Annotated in this window: 20 protein-coding genes; 14 read left to right on the top strand and 6 right to left on the bottom strand. The window is 53.5% G+C overall.

The genetic code is table 11. From position 1 onward, the window contains the following. The first annotated feature begins 9 nt into the window (after nucleotides 1-9). The 13 genes from FDP13_RS11185 (at nucleotide 10) to rpoS (ending at nucleotide 12160) form a co-directional block, all read left to right on the top strand. Nucleotides 10-741: a phosphoadenylyl-sulfate reductase gene (locus tag FDP13_RS11185; protein ID WP_143839462.1), complete on the top strand. Its 732-nt coding sequence runs from the start codon at nucleotides 10-12 to the stop codon at nucleotides 739-741. A 329-nt stretch (nucleotides 742-1070) separates the two neighbouring features. Continuing rightward, complete coding sequence (gene cysG / locus FDP13_RS11180; RefSeq protein ID WP_143839461.1) at nucleotides 1071-2492, top strand: siroheme synthase CysG; 1422 nt, start codon at nucleotides 1071-1073, stop codon at nucleotides 2490-2492. A gap of 10 nt (nucleotides 2493-2502) precedes the next feature. After that, nucleotides 2503-3411, top strand: coding sequence for a sulfate adenylyltransferase subunit CysD (gene cysD / locus FDP13_RS11175; protein WP_012768589.1), 909 nt, complete (start codon nucleotides 2503-2505; stop codon nucleotides 3409-3411). An 11-nt stretch (nucleotides 3412-3422) separates the two neighbouring features. Then, the gene (cysN, locus tag FDP13_RS11170; RefSeq protein WP_027711064.1) at nucleotides 3423-4850 is read left to right on the top strand and encodes a sulfate adenylyltransferase subunit CysN; all 1428 of its coding nucleotides are present in this window, start codon (nucleotides 3423-3425) and stop codon (nucleotides 4848-4850) included. Between the two features lies 1 nt (nucleotide 4851). Beyond that, on the top strand, nucleotides 4852-5466 hold the full coding sequence (cysC, locus tag FDP13_RS11165; RefSeq protein WP_012768591.1) for an adenylyl-sulfate kinase: 615 nt from the start codon (nucleotides 4852-4854) through the stop codon (nucleotides 5464-5466). A 160-nt stretch (nucleotides 5467-5626) separates the two neighbouring features. Beyond that, a complete protein-coding gene (locus FDP13_RS11160) occupies nucleotides 5627-5977 on the top strand; it encodes a DUF3561 family protein (protein WP_012768592.1) in 351 nt (116 codons plus the stop codon). Nucleotides 5978-6197: 220 nt separating this feature from the next. After that, on the top strand, nucleotides 6198-6551 hold the full coding sequence (gene ftsB, locus FDP13_RS11155; protein WP_033577323.1) for a cell division protein FtsB: 354 nt from the start codon (nucleotides 6198-6200) through the stop codon (nucleotides 6549-6551). A gap of 2 nt (nucleotides 6552-6553) precedes the next feature. Beyond that, nucleotides 6554-7261, top strand: coding sequence for a 2-C-methyl-D-erythritol 4-phosphate cytidylyltransferase (ispD, locus tag FDP13_RS11150; RefSeq protein WP_033577322.1), 708 nt, complete (start codon nucleotides 6554-6556; stop codon nucleotides 7259-7261). Between the two features lie 24 nt (nucleotides 7262-7285). Continuing rightward, nucleotides 7286-7783, top strand: coding sequence for a 2-C-methyl-D-erythritol 2,4-cyclodiphosphate synthase (ispF, locus tag FDP13_RS11145; RefSeq protein WP_012768595.1), 498 nt, complete (start codon nucleotides 7286-7288; stop codon nucleotides 7781-7783). Beyond that, nucleotides 7777-8835 carry a tRNA pseudouridine(13) synthase TruD gene (truD, locus tag FDP13_RS11140; RefSeq protein WP_143839460.1) on the top strand — a complete coding sequence of 353 codons (1059 nt, stop codon included), beginning with the start codon at nucleotides 7777-7779 and terminating at the stop codon, nucleotides 8833-8835. The genes ispF and truD overlap by 7 nt, the downstream gene beginning before the upstream one ends. Before the next feature lie 116 nt (nucleotides 8836-8951). Continuing rightward, nucleotides 8952-9578 carry a protein-L-isoaspartate(D-aspartate) O-methyltransferase gene (locus FDP13_RS11135; protein ID WP_012768597.1) on the top strand — a complete coding sequence of 209 codons (627 nt, stop codon included), beginning with the start codon at nucleotides 8952-8954 and terminating at the stop codon, nucleotides 9576-9578. A 321-nt stretch (nucleotides 9579-9899) separates the two neighbouring features. Beyond that, a complete protein-coding gene (gene nlpD, locus FDP13_RS11130; protein WP_012768598.1) occupies nucleotides 9900-11114 on the top strand; it encodes a murein hydrolase activator NlpD in 1215 nt (404 codons plus the stop codon). A 53-nt stretch (nucleotides 11115-11167) separates the two neighbouring features. After that, on the top strand, nucleotides 11168-12160 hold the full coding sequence (gene rpoS, locus FDP13_RS11125) for an RNA polymerase sigma factor RpoS (protein ID WP_012768599.1): 993 nt from the start codon (nucleotides 11168-11170) through the stop codon (nucleotides 12158-12160). A gap of 76 nt (nucleotides 12161-12236) precedes the next feature. Here rpoS and proS read toward each other — a convergent pair whose 3' ends face one another. The 6 genes from proS to metN form a co-directional block, all read right to left on the bottom strand. Next, entirely contained in the window at nucleotides 12237-13955 is a 1719-nt protein-coding gene (gene proS, locus FDP13_RS11120) for a proline--tRNA ligase (protein ID WP_143839459.1), read from the bottom strand. 115 nt (nucleotides 13956-14070) lie between these two features. After that, nucleotides 14071-14778: a tRNA (N6-threonylcarbamoyladenosine(37)-N6)-methyltransferase TrmO gene (tsaA, locus tag FDP13_RS11115; protein ID WP_012768601.1), complete on the bottom strand. Its 708-nt coding sequence runs from the start codon at nucleotides 14776-14778 to the stop codon at nucleotides 14071-14073. Then, the gene (gene rcsF, locus FDP13_RS11110; protein ID WP_012768602.1) at nucleotides 14775-15182 is read right to left on the bottom strand and encodes an Rcs stress response system protein RcsF; all 408 of its coding nucleotides are present in this window, start codon (nucleotides 15180-15182) and stop codon (nucleotides 14775-14777) included. Before rcsF ends, tsaA begins: the two co-directional genes overlap by 4 nt. Before the next feature lie 114 nt (nucleotides 15183-15296). After that, a complete protein-coding gene (locus FDP13_RS11105; protein WP_012768603.1) occupies nucleotides 15297-16112 on the bottom strand; it encodes a MetQ/NlpA family lipoprotein in 816 nt (271 codons plus the stop codon). Between the two features lie 62 nt (nucleotides 16113-16174). After that, nucleotides 16175-16828 carry a methionine ABC transporter permease MetI gene (locus FDP13_RS11100; protein WP_012768604.1) on the bottom strand — a complete coding sequence of 218 codons (654 nt, stop codon included), beginning with the start codon at nucleotides 16826-16828 and terminating at the stop codon, nucleotides 16175-16177. Continuing rightward, nucleotides 16821-17852, bottom strand: a complete 1032-nt coding sequence (metN, locus tag FDP13_RS11095; protein WP_012768605.1) for a methionine ABC transporter ATP-binding protein MetN — start codon at nucleotides 17850-17852, stop codon at nucleotides 16821-16823. Before metN ends, FDP13_RS11100 begins: the two co-directional genes overlap by 8 nt. Before the next feature lie 180 nt (nucleotides 17853-18032). On the opposite strand from metN, the gene gmhB reads away from it, so the two are divergent. Further along, a complete protein-coding gene (gene gmhB, locus FDP13_RS11090) occupies nucleotides 18033-18599 on the top strand; it encodes a D-glycero-beta-D-manno-heptose 1,7-bisphosphate 7-phosphatase (protein ID WP_033577318.1) in 567 nt (188 codons plus the stop codon). Nucleotides 18600-18715: the final 116 nt, after the last annotated feature.

Here is an 18715-nt window from a genome sequence, read left to right as displayed (position 1 = left end):
GAGACGCTGATGTCAATGCTGAATCTGGAGTTGCTGCGCGACTTGCCCCAACCGGAGCAGACCGCTGCGCTGGCGGAGATTAATCAACAGCTGGAAAGTCTGTCTGCCGAGGCGCGAGTAAGCTGGGCACTGGAAAATTTGCCCGGTGAGTTCGTGTTATCTTCCAGTTTCGGCATTCAGGCCGCGGTGTGTCTGCATTTGGTTACCCGGCAACGCTCGGATATTCCGGTCATCCTCACCGATACCGGCTATCTGTTTGCGGAAACCTATCAGTTCATCGATCAATTGACCGAACAACTGAGCCTTAACCTGCGGGTTTACCGTGCCGCATTGTCTCCTGCCTGGCAGGAGGCGCGCTACGGTAAACTGTGGGAGCAAGGGGTGGAAGGGATTGAACAGTACAACCAGATCAATAAAGTCGAACCGATGAACCGGGCGTTGCAAGAGTTACAGGCCGGCACCTGGTTTGCCGGGCTGCGTCGTGAGCAATCGGGCAGTCGCGGAGCGTTGCCGGTGCTGGCGGTTCAGCGTGGCGTATTTAAGTTTTTGCCGATCATCGATTGGGATAACCGTACGGTGTACCAATACCTGAAAGCCAACGGACTGAGCTACCACCCGCTATGGGAACAAGGTTATTTGTCGGTCGGCGATACCCACACCACCCGTAAATGGGAACCGGGTATGAGCGAGGAAGAAACCCGTTTCTTCGGCCTGAAACGCGAATGCGGGCTGCATGGGTGATTCTTCAGAAAACGTGCATAAGGCTCAAACGGTTTACCAATCATGTCGCTATCGAGTGACTTGTTGTTGAATGCTGCTGGTAGCTTAGCTCGCTACCAGTGCATGATATTGCGACATGCTCTACGAGCGATGTTCCCGTCTGCCAATGCAGACTCAGGCGAACGCGAAGTGTAAAAATCGTCATGAAAACCGTTATTAAGCGTTTTTATTCTTTCACGCGCAGTTTGTTATTCCATTACGGAACTAATCATACTAATTCGGCATTTCATAACCTTTCTCTTCACGTTTTATAGTCGCGTTATAAATTTTTTAGCTTAGTAAAGGCATCTGTGAACTATCTCCCTCTATTCGCCGATCTTCGCAAACGCCCCGTGCTGGTGGTTGGCGGCGGTGAAGTGGCGACTCGCAAAATTGATTTGTTGCAACGGGCCGGGGCGGATGTCCGGGTGGCGGCACGGTCGTTATGTGAGCCGCTTCATGCGCGATATCAGGCCGGGCAACTGGCATGGGTAGCGCAGGATTTTTCGCCAGCGCTGTTGGATAACGTATTTCTGGTGATAGCGGCGACGGACGACGGGGCGTTGAATGCCACGGTCTTCGAGGAAGCGGATCGGCGCCAGTTGCTGGTTAACGTGGTGGATGACCAGCCCAAATGCTCATTTATTTTCCCGTCGCTGATTGACCGCTCGCCGTTGGTGGTGGCGATTTCGTCCGGCGGTCAGGCACCGGTACTGGCGCGCTTATTGCGTGAAAAGCTGGAAGCGTTGTTGCCTGCCCGCTTGGGGCAGATGGCGGAGCTGGCTGGAAAATGGCGTGGTCGCATTAAGCAGCGGCTGGCATCGGTAACGGAGCGACGTCGTTTTTGGGAGCGTATTTTTAGCGGCCGCTTTTCCAGTCTGGTTGCCGCCGGTCAACTGGCTCAGGCCGAACAGGAACTGGCGCAACAACTGGATCAGCCTGATGTCCGACAGGGCGAGGTCGCGCTGGTCGGCGCAGGTCCCGGCGATGCCGGTTTGCTGACATTACGCGGTTTGCAGGTTATCCAGCAGGCGGATGTAGTGCTTTACGATCATCTGGTCAGTAATGATGTGCTGGATCTGGTGCGTCGTGATGCGGAGCGGATTTGTGTCGGCAAGCGCGCCAGCGCGCACCTGCTGCCGCAAGAGGACATTAATGCGCTGTTGGTGAAGCTGGCGCAGGAAGGGAAACGGGTGGTGCGGCTAAAGGGCGGCGATCCCTTTATTTTTGGGCGCGGTGGAGAAGAATTGCAGCAAGTGGCGCAGGCGGGGATTCCGTTTCAGGTGGTGCCGGGTATTACTGCCGCCGCAGGCGCTACGGCGTATGCCGGTATTCCGCTGACGCACCGGGATTACGCACAGAGCGTGATATTCATCACCGGGCATTGTCGGCCGGATGGCGACGCGCTGGATTGGTCGACGCTGGCGCGTGGCCGGCAGACATTGGCTATCTATATGGGGACGGTGAAATCGGCGGAAATCAGCCAACAGCTGATCGCACATGGCCGGGCGCCGGATACACCGGTCGCGGTCATCGGTCGCGGTACGCGGCAGGATCAGGTGGTGCTGACCGGAACACTGGCGGAGCTGGAATCTCTGGCACAACAGGCTCCGACGCCGGCACTGTTGGTGATTGGCGAAGTGGTGAATTTGCATCAACACATCGCCTGGTTTGGTGAACAAGCGCGGATGACGCCGACTGATGGGCGTTCGGCCGTGGTGAATCTGGCTTAAGGTTAAGGTTATGGACGAGAAAAGACTCACGCATTTAAAACAGCTTGAAGCAGAAAGTATTCACATCATTCGCGAGGTGGCGGCCGAATTCAGTAACCCGGTGATGTTGTATTCCATCGGCAAAGATTCTTCCGTGATGCTGCACCTTGCTCGCAAGGCGTTTTTTCCAGGGACGCTGCCGTTTCCGCTGCTGCATGTCGATACCGGCTGGAAATTCCGCGAAATGTACGAATTCCGTGATCGTACCGCCAAAGCCTATGGCTGCGAGTTGCTGGTGCACCAGAACCCGGAAGGCGTCGCGATGGGAATCAACCCGTTTGTACATGGCAGCGCTAAACATACCGACATCATGAAAACCGAAGGGTTGAAACAGGCGCTGGACAAGTACGGTTTTGATGCGGCGTTTGGCGGAGCCCGCCGTGACGAGGAAAAATCTCGCGCGAAAGAGCGAATTTACTCTTTCCGCGATCGCGCTCATCGCTGGGACCCGAAAAATCAGCGCCCGGAGCTATGGAACAACTATAACGGCCAGATTAACAAAGGGGAAAGCATCCGCGTGTTCCCGCTGTCCAACTGGACCGAACTGGATATCTGGCAGTATATCTATCTGGAAAATATCGATATTGTGCCGCTGTATCTGGCTGCCGAACGTCCGGTGCTTGAGCGCGACGGTATGCTGTTGATGGTGGATGATGACCGCATCGACCTGCAACCGGGCGAAGTGATTGCCAAGCGCATGGTGCGTTTTCGTACGCTCGGCTGCTGGCCGCTGACCGGCGCGGTGGAGTCACAGGCGCAGACGTTGCCGGAAATTATTGAAGAGATGTTGGTATCCACTACCAGCGAGCGTCAGGGACGGGTTATTGACCGCGATCAGGCCGGCTCCATGGAGCTGAAAAAGCGTCAAGGGTACTTCTGAGGAATCGTCAAATGAATCATAGTATTGCAAAACAGATTGCCGAGCAGGGCGGGGTTGAAGCGTATCTTCATGCACAGCAGAACAAAAGCCTGCTGCGTTTTCTGACCTGCGGCAGCGTTGACGATGGTAAAAGCACCCTAATTGGCCGACTGCTGCACGATACTCGCCAGATTTACGAAGATCAGCTCTCGACGCTGCACAATGACAGTAAACGTCTCGGTACGCAGGGCGAAAAGCTTGATTTGGCATTGCTGGTGGATGGCTTGCAGGCCGAGCGTGAGCAAGGCATCACTATTGATGTGGCTTACCGCTATTTTTCCACTGAGAAACGCAAGTTCATCATCGCGGATACGCCGGGGCACGAGCAGTACACCCGGAATATGGCGACCGGCGCGTCTACCTGCGAGCTGGCGATTCTGTTGATCGATGCGCGCAAAGGCGTATTGGATCAGACTCGCCGCCACAGTTTTATTGCGACGCTGTTGGGCATTCGCCATCTGGTGGTGGCGGTCAACAAGATGGATCTGGTGGCGTACCAGCAGGCGGTCTTTGACCAGTTCAAACGCGATTATCTGGATTTCGCCGACCAGTTACCGGCGGATCTGGATATCACTTTTGTGCCGATTTCCGCTCTCGATGGCGATAACGTGGCGACGCCAAGCTCGACCATGAGTTGGTATCATGGCCCGACGTTGCTGGAGGTGCTGGAAACAGTCAATGTTTCTGCCCGCAGCCTGAGCCAGCCGATGCGTTTCCCGGTGCAGTATGTTAACCGCCCGAATCTGGATTTTCGTGGTTATGCCGGTACGGTGGCGTCAGGCACGGTACGGGTCGGACAGCGAGTGAAGGTGCTGCCGTCCGGGGTGGAATCCAGCGTGAGTCGTATCGTCACCTTTGATGGCGACTTACAGCAAGCGCAGGCTGGCGAAGCGGTAACGCTGGTATTATCCAGCGAGGTCGACATCAGCCGCGGCGATTTGCTGGTCGGCAGCGAGGAAACACTGCAATCGGTGCGCAGCGCGAAAGTCGATGTAGTCTGGATGGCGGAGCAACCGCTGGTGGCGGGGCGCAGTTACGACATTAAGATTGCAGGCAAGAAAACCCGAGCCCGGGTAGAAAACGTCGATTATCAAGTGGACATCAATACGTTGACTCAGCGTGTGACCGAATCGCTGCCGCTTAACGGCATTGGTCTGGTCGAGCTGGTCTTTGATGAACCGCTGGTGCTGGATAAGTATCAGCATAACCCTGTTACCGGCGGTATGATTTTTATCGACCGTTTGAGCAATGTGACGGTAGGCGCTGGATTGGTACGTGAGCCACTCGGGCAGGAGATACCGGACGCCGGCGATTACAGTGCGTTTGAGTTGGAACTGAATGCATTGATTCGTCGCCATTTCCCGCATTGGGGCGCGCGTGACCTGTTGGGAGGGAAATAACGTGGCGCACACGCATTCTCAACCGGTCGATGACAATGTGGTATGGCATGATCATGCCGTCACGCGTGAAGACCGTGAACGGCAGCATGGGCATCGGGGCGTGGTGGTATGGTTCACCGGGTTGTCGGGCTCAGGCAAATCTACCCTGGCCGGCGCGCTGGAACAGGCGTTGTTTGCTCGGGGTGTCAGCACCTATCTGCTGGATGGCGACAACGTTCGGCATGGTTTGTGCCGGGATTTGGGATTCAGCGATGACGACCGGCGTGAGAACATCCGCCGGGTAGGTGAAGTTGCCCGGTTGATGGTCGATGCGGGGCTGGTTGTATTAACGGCGTTTATCTCTCCGCATCGTGCTGAACGACAGATGGTCCGCGAACTGCTTGATCAGGGACAGTTTCTTGAAGTGTTCGTCGATACGCCGCTGGCTATTTGTGAAGCCCGCGACCCTAAAGGTCTCTACCGGAAAGCACGGGCCGGAGAACTACGTAATTTCACCGGTATCGATGCGGTTTATGAGTCGCCGGAGCAGCCTGAATTGCATCTTGACGGCCAACAATTGGTAACAAATTTAGTCGACGAATTATTAGATATGTTGCATGGTCGAGCTATCATCTAAGCCTCAGCTTGCCCTTTGCCGACACCGTAAGGCCGTATTGCATCGTGCGTATTTGCATGAGTGATATGTTGAGCGCCGTCGGTTGTCGGTGAAGGTGAAGGTGGTGAAGGTATAGTTTTCTGGCCAACGGTTACCCTGTCATGGGTAAGCAGGAACGATGATGCAGAGCGTGACGCCATTATCTGATAGCAGTACACAAACCGGTCATGATGATGAGGAGGAAGAAGAGATTTCCTCTGCTTCTTACAGCCCGTTGGTGGGCGCAGTGGCTGGTTTTTGCTTTTACTGGCTGGCTTTTTCCCTTCCTTTCATGTTCTACGGTTTGAATTCCACGCTGTTGCTAATGCTCTATACCTGGCCTTTCTTTTTGGCATTGATGCCGCTGTCGGTACTGATCGGGATGTTGTTTCGCGTTTTGTTGCCGAATCATGCGGTGTGGATGATGCTCTGCTGTGCAGTCAGTATTCCAGGCTTGTTCTGGCTGGTATTCCTGCTTATCACCGGGTGGTAGCGGCGCAGGCAACCGCGACCCGGCATAACATCGATTTCAGACTGTTTACGTCCTTGATAAAACCATGTCTATGAGTGAATAACTTTATCCGTCGCGAGTTAAATCCGCCGTTATCCGGCTCTATCCGTTTTTTCCCGTCATTAGGTAGAGGCCGCTTGTTGGCGGAGGTGGAGTCCTGACAAAAGTTATGGGATGATTAGGCGGCTTTTCAGGGGGCTGGATGGGAAAACTTTCGCTATTATTGTTGATTATCCTCGGTTGGTTGCAGTATTCGCTCTGGCTGGGGAAAAATGGTGTTCATGACTATGTGCGGGTGAAGGATGACGTGGCGGTGCAGCAGGCCAACAACGTCAAACTGAAATCCCGTAACGAACAGCTGTTCGCGGAAATCGACGATCTCAACGGTGGTCAGGAAGCCATTGAGGAACGGGCACGCAACGAGTTGGGCATGACCAAACCGGGTGAAAGTTTTTATCGTTTGGTGGCCGATCAGGCGGATCGCCGTGCCGGCGCCCACTCATCACCTGCATCGCCTTCCCCCACGTCTTCCACTTCATCATCGATGTCTCGCTAGGTATGTCTACCCCAAATCATGCGTTGGCTGAGGTGGTCGCTGTTCTGCCGGCGGCTGGTAACGGCAGCCGGATGCAGAGCGACCGCCCCAAACAGTATCTTTCCATCGGTAATAAAACCATTCTCGAACATACGGTTGCGGCGTTGTTGCGCCACCCGCGTATTCATCGGGTTGTTATCGCCATCAGTGCCGATGATCCTTATTTTTCGGCATTGCCGCTGGCTTCGGATCCCCGTATTCAGGTGGTGACCGGCGGTCGGCAGCGCGCCGACTCGGTGTTGGCCGGGTTGCAGCATGTACGGCAGGCTGATTGGGTGTTGGTTCATGATGCCGCACGACCTTGTTTACATCAGGATGACCTGTCGCGGCTGCTGCTGCTGACCGGTCAGAGTGAAGTGGGCGGCATTTTGGCGGCGCCGGTACGTGATACCATGAAGCGAAGCCGTGATGGGCGGATTGACCATACGGTGGAACGAGAAGCGCTGTGGCACGCTCTGACGCCGCAATTATTCCCGCTGGCGCTGCTGCGGGAGTCTCTGGAGCGCGCGTTGTGTGAGGGGGCAACCATCACCGATGAAGCCTCCGCGCTGGAATATTGCGGCTATCGACCGCAGATTGTTCCGGGGCGTGCAGACAATATCAAAGTCACACGCCCGGAAGATCTGGCTCTGGCGGAGTTTTATTTGACCCGCAGCCCGGATCATGATTAACACGATAATAAAGGAGCCTGAGTGATGCGTATCGGTCACGGTTTTGATGTGCATAAATTTGGCGGCGAAGGCCCGCTGGTGATCGGTGGGGTACGTATTCCCTATGAGCGCGGTTTACTGGCGCATTCCGATGGTGATGTTGTGCTACATGCCGTCACTGACGCACTGCTGGGCGCCGCGGCGATGGGCGATATCGGAAAACTGTTTCCCGACACCGACCCGGCATATCGCGGCATCGACAGTCGCGAGCTTTTGCGTGAGGCCTGGCGTCGCATCACCGATAAAGGCTACCAACTGGGTAATCTCGATGTCACTATCATTGCTCAGGCGCCCAAAATGGCGCCGCATATCCCGCAAATGCGCGTCAACATTGCCGAAGATCTGCAATCACATATGGATGACGTCAATGTTAAAGCCACCACGACGGAGCAGTTAGGTTTCACCGGGCGTGGCGAGGGGATTGCCTGTGAAGCGGTGGTGTTACTGGTGCGGAGTGACGCCGCCGGAGTTGTGGCATGGTGATGGCGTGTGAATCACTGTTTTGGCTGCATGGTGAACCTGTCGCTACGGGAATACTCAAGGCATCGCCGGATGATTTCTTCGTTGCCGAAGATTTGGGGTTTACCGCAGACGGTGACGGTGAACATGTGCTGGTGCGCCTGCGCAAACGAGGATGCAATACGGTTTTTGTGGCGGAAGCGCTGGCGAAGTTCGCCGGGATCCCGGCACGTTCCGTCAGTTATGCCGGATTGAAGGATCGTCATGCCGTGACCGAACAGTGGTTTTGTCTTCATTTGCCGGGAAAAGTGGACCCTGAATGGTCGGCATTTGCACTGGAAGGGTGTGAAATCCTTGAAGCGCAGCGCCATCGCCGTAAACTGCGTATTGGCGCGTTACGCGGCAACCATTTCAGCTTGGTGCTGCGTGAGATTAGCAACCGGCCTGATGTTGAAAACCGTCTGGCCTTAATTGCAGCCAGAGGCGTGCCTAATTATTTCGGTAGTCAGCGTTTTGGTCATGATGGCAATAATCTGGAACAGGCCCGGCGTTGGGCGAGTAACGAGATTCGTGTTAAAGAACGTAGTAAGCGAAGCTTCTATCTTTCCGCTGTTCGTAGTGAGCTCTTTAACCAGATAGCCAGTGCCCGTCTGGCGACGTATGGCGCAACGCAGGTCTTAACGGGCGATGCGCTGCAACTGACTGGTCGCGGTAGTTGGTTCGTGGTTAAACCGGACGACGTACAAGCGAGCGCAGATGTACAATCGCGTGTAAATGCCGGCGAGTTACAGATTACCGCTGCATTACCCGGGCAGGGGGAACCAGGCGTGCAAGCACAGGCACTGGCGTTTGAGCAGTTGTGTCTGCAGGAGCAATCGCTGTTGCTGTCATTGCTGACGCGCGAACGGGTTGAGAGCGCACGCCGCGCCATCATGATGTATCCGCAAGAGATGCGCTGGTCATGGCAGGATGACGCTACGCTTGCGTTACACTTTTGGTTGCCTGCCGGATGCTTTGCTACCAGCGTGGTGCGAGAGTTACTGCTTCCTGTTGCGCAGGAAAACACCGAGTCATAATGGTCGGTTTTTCGGTTTCAAATGCGTAAGTTATCCTGAAATGGACGGTCGGTTTTCTTTGCTATCGGAGGACGGAGCGAGTTGATGAGCAGGGCTAACGCTGGAGCTGGCAAGGGATGGTGAACAAACGCGTACAAACACTGCTGACACAGCTTCGCCAGCAGGGTATTCAGGATGAACGTCTGTTGCAGGCGATGGCTTCGGTTCCTCGTGAGCGTTTTGTTGACGAGGCTTTCGAGCATAAAGCCTATGATAATGTCGCGTTGCCGATTGGCTCCGGACAAACCATTTCCCAACCTTATACCGTTGCCAGAATGACCGAATTACTGCGGCTGACGACAGAATCCCGCGTGCTGGAAATCGGCACCGGTTCCGGTTATCAGACCGCGATACTGGCGCATCTGGTGAGGCATGTCTTTTCGGTTGAGCGCATTAAGGGCCTGCAATGGCAGGCTAAACGGCGTCTCAAGCAGTTGGATCTGCACAATGTCTCCACTCGCCATGGCGACGGCTGGCAAGGCTGGTCGTCTAAAGGTCCGTTCGATGCGATCATTGTCACCGCCGCACCGCCTGAGATCCCCTCAGCCCTGATGGCGCAACTGGATGAGGGCGGCATTATGGTGTTGCCGGTGGGCGAGCAGCAGCAAACATTGCAGGTGGTTGTGCACCGCAATAGCGAATTTATTATCCAGACAGTAGAAACGGTTCGGTTTGTTCCGCTGGTCAAAGGGGAATTGGCTTGATACCGTTGCACTCGCATTAACGTATTCAGCAGTAAAAACGTCTGTCTTTAAAATTTCAATACAACTGTCTTATGGTGATAACGGATTGATATTGATAGGCTGTGTCCCGTCGTTGTCCGTGTCTTAACCCTGTTGGTACGGCATGGCCGCCAGACAGCACTGTGCGGGTATCGCCTGTTTGTATCGACGACCAACATGAACGGTGGCTATTGTTTATTGCTCCGTTGCGCATGATCGCCAGCCTTCATCAGGGTATCCCGAGCGAGTCACGTCGGGGCCGGACAGATTTCGTCATTTTTGGTTATAGGGGGAATTTGGCGCATGGGAAGCCAAATCGTTAACTGGCGTCAGATCGCTGTGTGTTCGGTTATTACTCTGGGACTGGCTGGTTGTGCAAACGACAATAATCAGTCAGCCCCGATCAGCAGCGTAGGAGGTAACGGCGGAGGAAGCCGTTCAGGCAGTACGACCACCTATTCACCACCGCCGCGTATCTCCAGCATGGGAAGCGTCAACAATAATACGCAGCCCGTTCCTTCAGCGAGCGCCGGTCAAACGGCGAGCGGGGCGCCAATCACTACTCATGAAGGGAAAATCGTCTATAACCGCAGTTATAACAGCATCCCCAAAGGGAGTTATACCGGCAATAACTACACGGTAAAACGTGGTGATACGTTGTTCTATATCGCCTGGATTACCGGTAATGATTATCGCGAGCTGGCGCAACGCAACAACATTCAGGAGCCGTATAGTCTGAATGTCGGTCAGTCGCTGAGCCTCGGCAGTAATATGAACTCCGGGGGGAACACGCAAGGTATGGCGATTGCCAGTGCGCCGGCGGTGTCCACTCCTGTCGCCGGCAACCCGGCCAACAGCGGCCATATGTTGCCTGAGAATGCCGCCAAAGCCTCTGGCGGCGGTCGTATGTTGTCGGGCAATAATAATGCAAACAGCAGCGGCCATATGCTGCCGGCCAACGCCGCCGCGGCTGGCGCCGTATCGGCATCGTCCCCGACACAAATGCAAACTGCGCAGGTTGATTCTCAACCAACTAATGCGTATTCTGAGGATTCGGGTAAACAGAATGCGGGCGGTAAGATGCTGCCTGCGGCAGGGGCGGCAGCTACGCTTCCTGCTACCGAACCGACGCAAACCAATACGGCAATTGCCAGTTGGCGTTGGCCTACAGATGGGAAAGTCATAGATAGTTTCTCAGCCTCAGAGGGGGGAAATAAAGGGATTGATATCGCCGGCTCACGTGGGCAATCCGTCGTCGCTACCGCTTCCGGGCGCGTGGTGTATGCGGGTAACGCGTTACGCGGTTACGGTAATCTGATAATCATCAAACATAATGATGATTACCTGAGCGCCTATGCCCATAACGAAACCATGCTGGTCCGGGAACAACAAGAGGTAAAGGCGGGTCAACAAATCGCTACCATGGGTAGCACCGGAACCAGTTCAGTACGCTTGCATTTTGAAATTCGTTACAAGGGGAAATCCGTAAACCCGCTGCGTTTCCTTCCGCAGCGATAAATCGGGCAGAGTATTTCGGTATTCTGCCATGGGATCACGGGTAGGAGCCACTTATGAGCCAAAATACGCTGAAAGTTAACGAGTTACATGAAGATGCTGAATTTGATGAGAATGGAGTCGACGTTTTTGACGACAAAGCGCTGGCAGAGGAAGAAACCGGCGATAGCGATCTACTCGATGAGGAATTGCTCTCGCAAGGAACTGCACAGCGTGTGCTGGATGCTACTCAGCTCTATTTGGGAGAGATCGGCTACTCACCTCTTCTGACGGCGGAAGAAGAAGTCTATTTTGCCCGTCGGGCGCTACGCGGCGATCTCTCCTCTCGCCGCCGTATGATTGAGAGTAACCTGCGGCTGGTGGTGAAGATCGCCCGCCGCTACAACAATCGAGGACTGGCGTTGCTGGACTTGATTGAAGAAGGGAACCTCGGCCTGATCCGTGCCGTTGAGAAATTTGACCCTGAACGTGGGTTCCGTTTTTCAACATATGCCACTTGGTGGATCCGTCAGACCATTGAACGGGCCATCATGAACCAGACGCGTACTATTCGTTTACCTATCCATATCGTTAAAGAACTCAATGTCTACCTGCGTACTGCGCGTGAGCTTTCTCACAAGCTTGACCACGAGCCGAGTGCGGAAGAGATTGCCGAACGGTTGGATAAACCGGTGGATGACGTAAACCGTATGCTGCGTCTTAACGAGCGCATCACATCGGTAGATACGCCGCTGGGAGGCGATTCGGAAAAAGCGTTGCTGGATATTCTGGCCGATGAGAAGGATAACGGCCCGGAAGACACCACTCAGGATAACGATATGAAACAGAATATCGTTAAGTGGTTGTTTGAACTGAACGCTAAACAGCGCGAAGTACTGGCACGCCGTTTCGGTCTGTTGGGATATGAGGCGGCGACGCTGGAAGATGTCGGTCGTGAAATAGGTCTGACCCGCGAACGGGTTCGCCAGATTCAGGTAGAAGGCTTGCGTCGTCTGCGTGAAATTCTGCAGGTACAAGGTCTGGATATCGAAGAACTGTTCCGCGAGTAACTCGTACAATAATTAACATGGCACAAAAAAATGGTGGGTTGCCCCACCATTTTTTATATCTGCGATACGGCCTGTGTTATCGGGCGCACTGAGATAACAAGAATTCGACGATATCGCCGGCTTTGATCATCTCTTTTTCGCCTTTACGACGGTGTTTGTATTCGATCTCGTCATTATCCAAATTGCGATCGCCGATCACGATGGTGTGCGGAATACCGATCAGCTCCATGTCCGCAAACATCACCCCAGGGCGTTCCTTACGATCATCCAGTAACACATCGATGCCGTTAGCGCGTAACTGCTGGTAAATCCCTTCGGCCACTTCCTGCACGCGGAAGGATTTATGCATGTTCATCGGCAGAATCGCGACCTGGAACGGCGTAATCGCATCAGGCCAGATAATGCCGCGATCGTCGTGGTTCTGTTCAATGGCGGCGGCAATCACACGTGTGACGCCGATACCGTAGCACCCCATAGTCAGAGTCTGGTTACGACCGTCTTCACCTTGTACCGTGGCTTTCAACGCTTCGGAATATTTTTTACCCAACTGGAAGATGTGGCCTACTTCGATACCGCGTTTGATGAGCAGCGTGCCTTTACCGTCCGGGCTGCGATCGCCTTCTACCACATTACGGATATCCGCAACCTGCGGTAGCGCGACGTCACGTTCCCAGTTGATGCCGAAATAATGTTTTCCATCGATATTGGCACCGGCGCTGAAATCGCTCATTACCGCCACGGTCCGGTCGATGATAACCGGCACCGGCATGTTGACCGGTCCCAGAGAGCCTGGGCCTGCTTTCACAACCGCACGGATTTCATCCTCAGTCGCAAAAGTCAGTGGGCTGGCAACCAACTCCAGTTTTTCCGCTTTGACTTCGTTCAGCTCGTGATCGCCGCGTACCAGCAGGGCAACCAGTTTATGGCCGCTTTCTTCGGTCGCTTTCACCAGCAACGTCTTCACGGTTTTTTCCACCGGCAGGTTGAACTGTGCGACCAGCTCGGCAATCGTTTTGGCGTTAGGGGTATCCACCAGCGTCATGGGTTGGGCCGGCGCGTTTAAGCTATGTTCAGGAGCGACAGCTTCCGCCAACTCAATATTGGCTGCGTAATCCGATGCCGTGGAGAACACGATATCATCTTCGCCACTGCTGGCCAGTACCTGGAATTCGTGCGATGCATTGCCGCCGATTGAACCGGTATCCGCCTGTACCGGGCGGAAATCCAGGTCCATACGGCTGAAAATCTTGCTGTAAGCGGCGAACATCGCATCATACGTCACCTGCAGGGATTCCTGCGTGGTATGGAACGAATAGGCATCTTTCATCAGGAATTCGCGGGCACGCATGACACCAAAACGCGGACGAACCTCATCACGGAACTTGGTCTGGATCTGATAGAAATTCAGCGGCAACTGCTTGTATGAGCTGATTTCGTTACGGATCAAATCAGTAATCACTTCTTCATGCGTTGGGCCGAGCACAAAAGGGCGGTCGCCACGGTCAACAAAGCGCAGCAGTTCCGGGCCATATTGTTCCCAGCGGCCGCTTTCCTGCCATAAATCGGCGGGTTGAACCACCGGCATTGAAATTTCGATGGCACCGGCGTTATTCATTTCTTCACGCACGATGTTTTCGACTTTTTTCAGCACCCGCAAACCGGTCGGCAGCCAGGTATAAAGGCCGGAAGCCAGTTTACGAATCATCCCGGCACGCAGCATCAACTGATGGCTGATGACTTCGGCATCGGCAGGCGTCTCCTTCAGCGTGGAGAGCATGTATTGACTTGTACGCATGATTTTGAGTTCCGTCAGAACAAATAAATAGCATTAACCACAACGGTGGTTCAGGCAGAAAAAGTGGTTTAGTTTACCAGTGCGGGCCGTTCCCCAAAAGGCGCTGCCGTGTTTTTTAACCGATATCGAGGCTGATGACTTCCGTTTGCCCGTTGATTACGCGCCATTTGACATTGAATTCCAGTAGCCGGGCGGCATAAACCTTGGCGTCGTCTTCCCCTTTGCGATAAGCCGGTCGGGGGTCCTGGGCCAAAACCTGAGTAATGAAACGTTGTAAATTAGGGTGACATTGTTGTTGTTCCATCAACTGTTGCTCCGCTAACGCGGAAAAACAGACGGGCATATCGGCGGCAGGGGCTAACTGTGCGAAACCCGCACGAGCTTGAGGGTGACTTTCCGCAAACGGTAAATACGGTTTGATGTCGACGATGGGGGTACCATCCACCAGATCCAGACTGCCCAGCTCCAGTATCACGCTATCTTTCACCGTATGTATTGCCTTCAGTTCAACCAGCGACATACCTATCGGATTCGGGCGAAACGTCGAGCGGGTGGCGAATACGCCCATACGCGTATTGCCGCCTAAACGGGGAGGTCTGACGGTCGGCCGCCAGCCTGCGGAAGCAGTTTGGTGAAAAATGAACAACAACCACAGGTGGCTGAAGTCTTCAAGCCCACGTACGGCTTCGGGTTGGTTGTAAGGTGAGAGAAGATGCAATTCTCCACCGCCATCCTTAATCAGACCGGGCTGCCGTGGAACGGCAAATTTTTCTTTGTAAGGTGAACGGATAACGCCGATCTGATTAAAGCAAAATTGACTCATTGCGCGGAAACTTTCAGTGCGGTGCCCTGACAAACGGCCTGACGGTAGCATCCCGCCACATTGCTGACGACTTGGCAGTCATGCAACAGTACGGCATTGGCTTTCATGGCGGTAGCACGGTTCTGCATCTTTCTGCGGGCGGATGGAATACTGGGAGGCGTATCCTGCGCGCTGGATTGACAGGAGGAGCCCGATACTTCACCCATATCACGGAATGGTTTGCCTACCAGTTCTTCTGCACTTTTATACAGCACCGCTGGTGCCGGATGCGCAACCGGCTTCGGCTTCGGCGGCGGTTCAACAGCTACCGGGGGCTGAGGTTGCGGGGCCGGTGCCGCAGGTTTGTGCAGCAGGGAACATCCTGTTAGCGAAAACGCTAGCAGTAGAACAGGTACAGCACGCATAAATTTTCCTCTGGCTTGGATAAAGTGCGGTTATTGAAGCAAGCTATACAGAAAATAACAAGACGGGCAGATGCCCGTCTTTACTCTCTTTTGTGCAATAAAGTAAGTATTAACTTACCAGCCTTTCACCGCACCACCGTTAAATACCTTCAGCGCAGCCTGATTTACCTCGTCAGACTGGTAAGCCTTGACGAATTTTTTCACATTTTCTGCGTCTTTGTTGTCTTCACGAGCAACCAGCAGGTTAACGTACGGCGAGTCTTTTTCTTCCACAAACAAACCGTCTTTGGTCGGCGTCAGGTTAATCTGACTGGCGTAAGTGGTATTGATGATGGCCAGAGCAATCTGATCGTCGTCCAGAGAGCGTGGTAACTGCGGCGCTTCCAGCTCGACCAGTTTCAGGTTTTTCTGGTTTTCAGTGACATCCAGCACGGTTGGCAGCAGGCCAACGTTGTCTTTCAGTTTGATCAGGCCAACTTTCTGCAGCAGCAGCAGCGAACGTCCCAGATTCGTCGGGTCGTTAGGCAGGGCGACTTGGGCGCCGTTCTGCAACTCGGTCAGCGATTTGATTTTCTTGGAGTAACCCGCGATCGGATACACGAACGTGTTGCCGACGGAAACCAGCTTGTAGCCGCGATCTTTGATTTGCTGGTCGAGATACGGTTTGTGCTGGAAGGCATTCAGGTCGATATCGCCTTTGCTCAGCGCTTCGTTCGGCAGCACATAATCATTAAAGGTTACCAGCTCAACATCCAGGCCATATTTTTCTTTGGCGACTTTCTGCGCAATTTCAGCTACCTGCTGCTCGGCACCAACGATAACGCCCACTTTAATATGGTTAGGGTTCTTCTGCTCCTGACCGCATCCTGCCAGCGCCAGTGCACCAATTAACGCCCCAACCGCTGCGAGAGATTTCAATTTAATTGCCATTTTTTACCTCTATGTAATGTTTTAACCTGCACTGAAGAATGATAGTCGCGATGATAAACCCATTATTTATGGGTAACCGCGCGTACTGCTCTGTCGCCAAAGAATTGAATCAGATAAACCAGCACTACCAGCAGAACCAGTACGGTATTCATCACGGTGGCGTTATAACCGACATAGCCGTACTGATAACCAATTTGTCCTAAACCACCGGCACCGACGGCTCCGCCCATGGCTGAATAGCCTACCAGCGTAATCAATGTAATAGTGGCGGCATTGATAAGGCCGGGAAGAGCCTCTGGCAGTAGAATTTTGCGGATAATCTGCAACGGCGTGGCGCCCATGGCGCGTGCTGCTTCGATTAAACCGGTTGGGATCTCCAGCAGGGCATTTTCTACCATGCGGGCGATAAATGGTGCTGCACCCACCGTCAACGGTACGATGGCTGCCTGTAAGCCAATCGCGGTTCCGACAATGATGCGGGTAAATGGAATCATCCACACCAATAAAATAATGAAGGGAATTGAGCGGAAGATGTTTACCAACGCGGAAATACTGCTGTAGAGCTTGGGATTAGCGATAATCTGCCCGGGCCGGGTGATATACAACAGCACGCCGATAGGCAACCCCAGCACAAAGCCGAAAAAGCCTGACACGAAAGTCATTACCACGGTTTCCCATACACCGCGGGCAAGCAACCAGATCATGGCTTCAGACATAACCCAATACCTCAATATTCACGTGATGTTGCTGCAGAAAGGCGATGGCTGCCTGAGTGTCGGTGTCTTGCCCGTGCATTTCGGCCAGCATGATGCCGAATTTAACGCCGCCGGCGTAATCCATCTGTGCACTGATAATATTGTTGTTGACGTTGAATTTGCGGGCTACTTCGGACAGTAGTGGTGCATCAACCGACTGACCGGTAAATTCCATGCGTAATAGCGGTACGCTATCCTGGCGAGGTGACGTCGACAATCGTTGCTGATAGTCATCCGGAATATCCAGATGCAGGGTGGATTGAATGAACTTTTGCGCCAGTGGCGTTTTAGGGTGTGAGAACACTTCGCTGACGGTATCTTGCTCAATCAGTTTACCGTCGCTGATCACCGCCACCTGATCACAAATGCGTTTAACAACATCCATTTCGTGCGTAATTAGCAGAATGGTCAGCCCCAATCGGCGATTAATGTCTTTCAGTAATTCAAGAATCGAACGGGTGGTGGCTGGGTCCAGCGCACTGGTCGCTTCATCGCATAGCAAGACTTTTGGATTACTTGCCAGCGCGCGGGCAATCGCAACGCGCTGTTTTTGCCCGCCGGACAGGTTGGCCGGATAAGCGTCATGTTTGTCTGATAGCCCAACCAAATCCAGCAGTTGATGGACCCGCTGCTTGATTTCGGCAGCCGGGGTGTTGTCCAGTTCCAACGGCAACGCCACGTTGCCGAATACAGTGCGTGAAGACAACAAATTAAAGTGCTGGAAAATCATGCCGATTTGACGACGAGTACGTGTCAACTGGCTTTCCGACAGGCTCATCAGATCCTTGCCGTCAATAAGCACTTTCCCCTGGGTCGGTCTTTCCAGCAGATTCACGCAACGAATCAGCGTGCTTTTTCCTGCACCTGATGCGCCAATTACGCCATAAATCTGACCGGCAGGGACGCGTAATGTTACGTCGTCAAGCGCGGTGACGGCGCGGCTTTTTTGCTGAAAAACCTTTGTAATATTAATTAGTTCAATCATAAGCTTTATCAAAGATGCCGAGGGCCGGATTAGAACTCGTGATGTTCCGACCCAATGTGGAGGGGATGTTAAGGCGTCTAGACGTCTAAGTCAATCAAGAAGCTATCGGCATGGCATCATCTATTGATGATGAAAACATGCGATACTACGCACAATTTACGCCATCAGGAGCAAAGGTAAGTGGTAAATAGCGTTCCAGCAATTTTTCTCGACCGTGACGGTACTATTAATGTAGACCATGGGTATGTTTATGAAATCGATCAGTTTCAGTTTATCGATGGGGTGATTGAGGCCCTGCATGAGCTTAAAAAAATGGGTTTTGCTCTGGTGCTGGTAACTAACCAGTCAGGAATTGCCAGAGGGAAGTTCACTGAAGATCAGTTCATGCAACTGACTGAGTGGATGGATTGGTCGCTGGCCGATCGGGGCGTCGATCTGGATGGCATTTATTACTGTCCACATCATCCTGATGCCGGTGAAGGGGAATACCGTCAACAGTGCGATTGCCGTAAACCTCAGCCAGGCATGTTCATCTCTGCGCAACGTCATCTGCATATTGATATGGCGGCTTCCTATATGGTGGGCGACAAAATAGAAGATATGCAGGCGGCGCAGGCGGCAGGCGTCGGCACTAAAGTGTTGGTGAAAACGGGCAAGCCGGTGACTGAAGAAGGTGAAAAACTGGCTGATTGGGTCATTAATAGCCTGGCGGACTTGCCAAAAACGATAAAACAGCGCGCAAAATAATCGTAAGGGTGGAAAAATGCGCGAACGGAAAAAAAGATTGAAAAAGTGGTTGTGTAACCCGTTCGTATCCCTATAATGCGCATCCACTGACACGGCAACAGCGGCAACGCAGCGCG

The organism is Dickeya sp. ws52 (assembly GCF_007210685.1).
GTDB classification, from domain to species: Bacteria; Pseudomonadota; Gammaproteobacteria; order Enterobacterales; family Enterobacteriaceae; genus Dickeya; species Dickeya chrysanthemi.
This window is presented reverse-complemented; position numbering and strand designations above follow the sequence as displayed.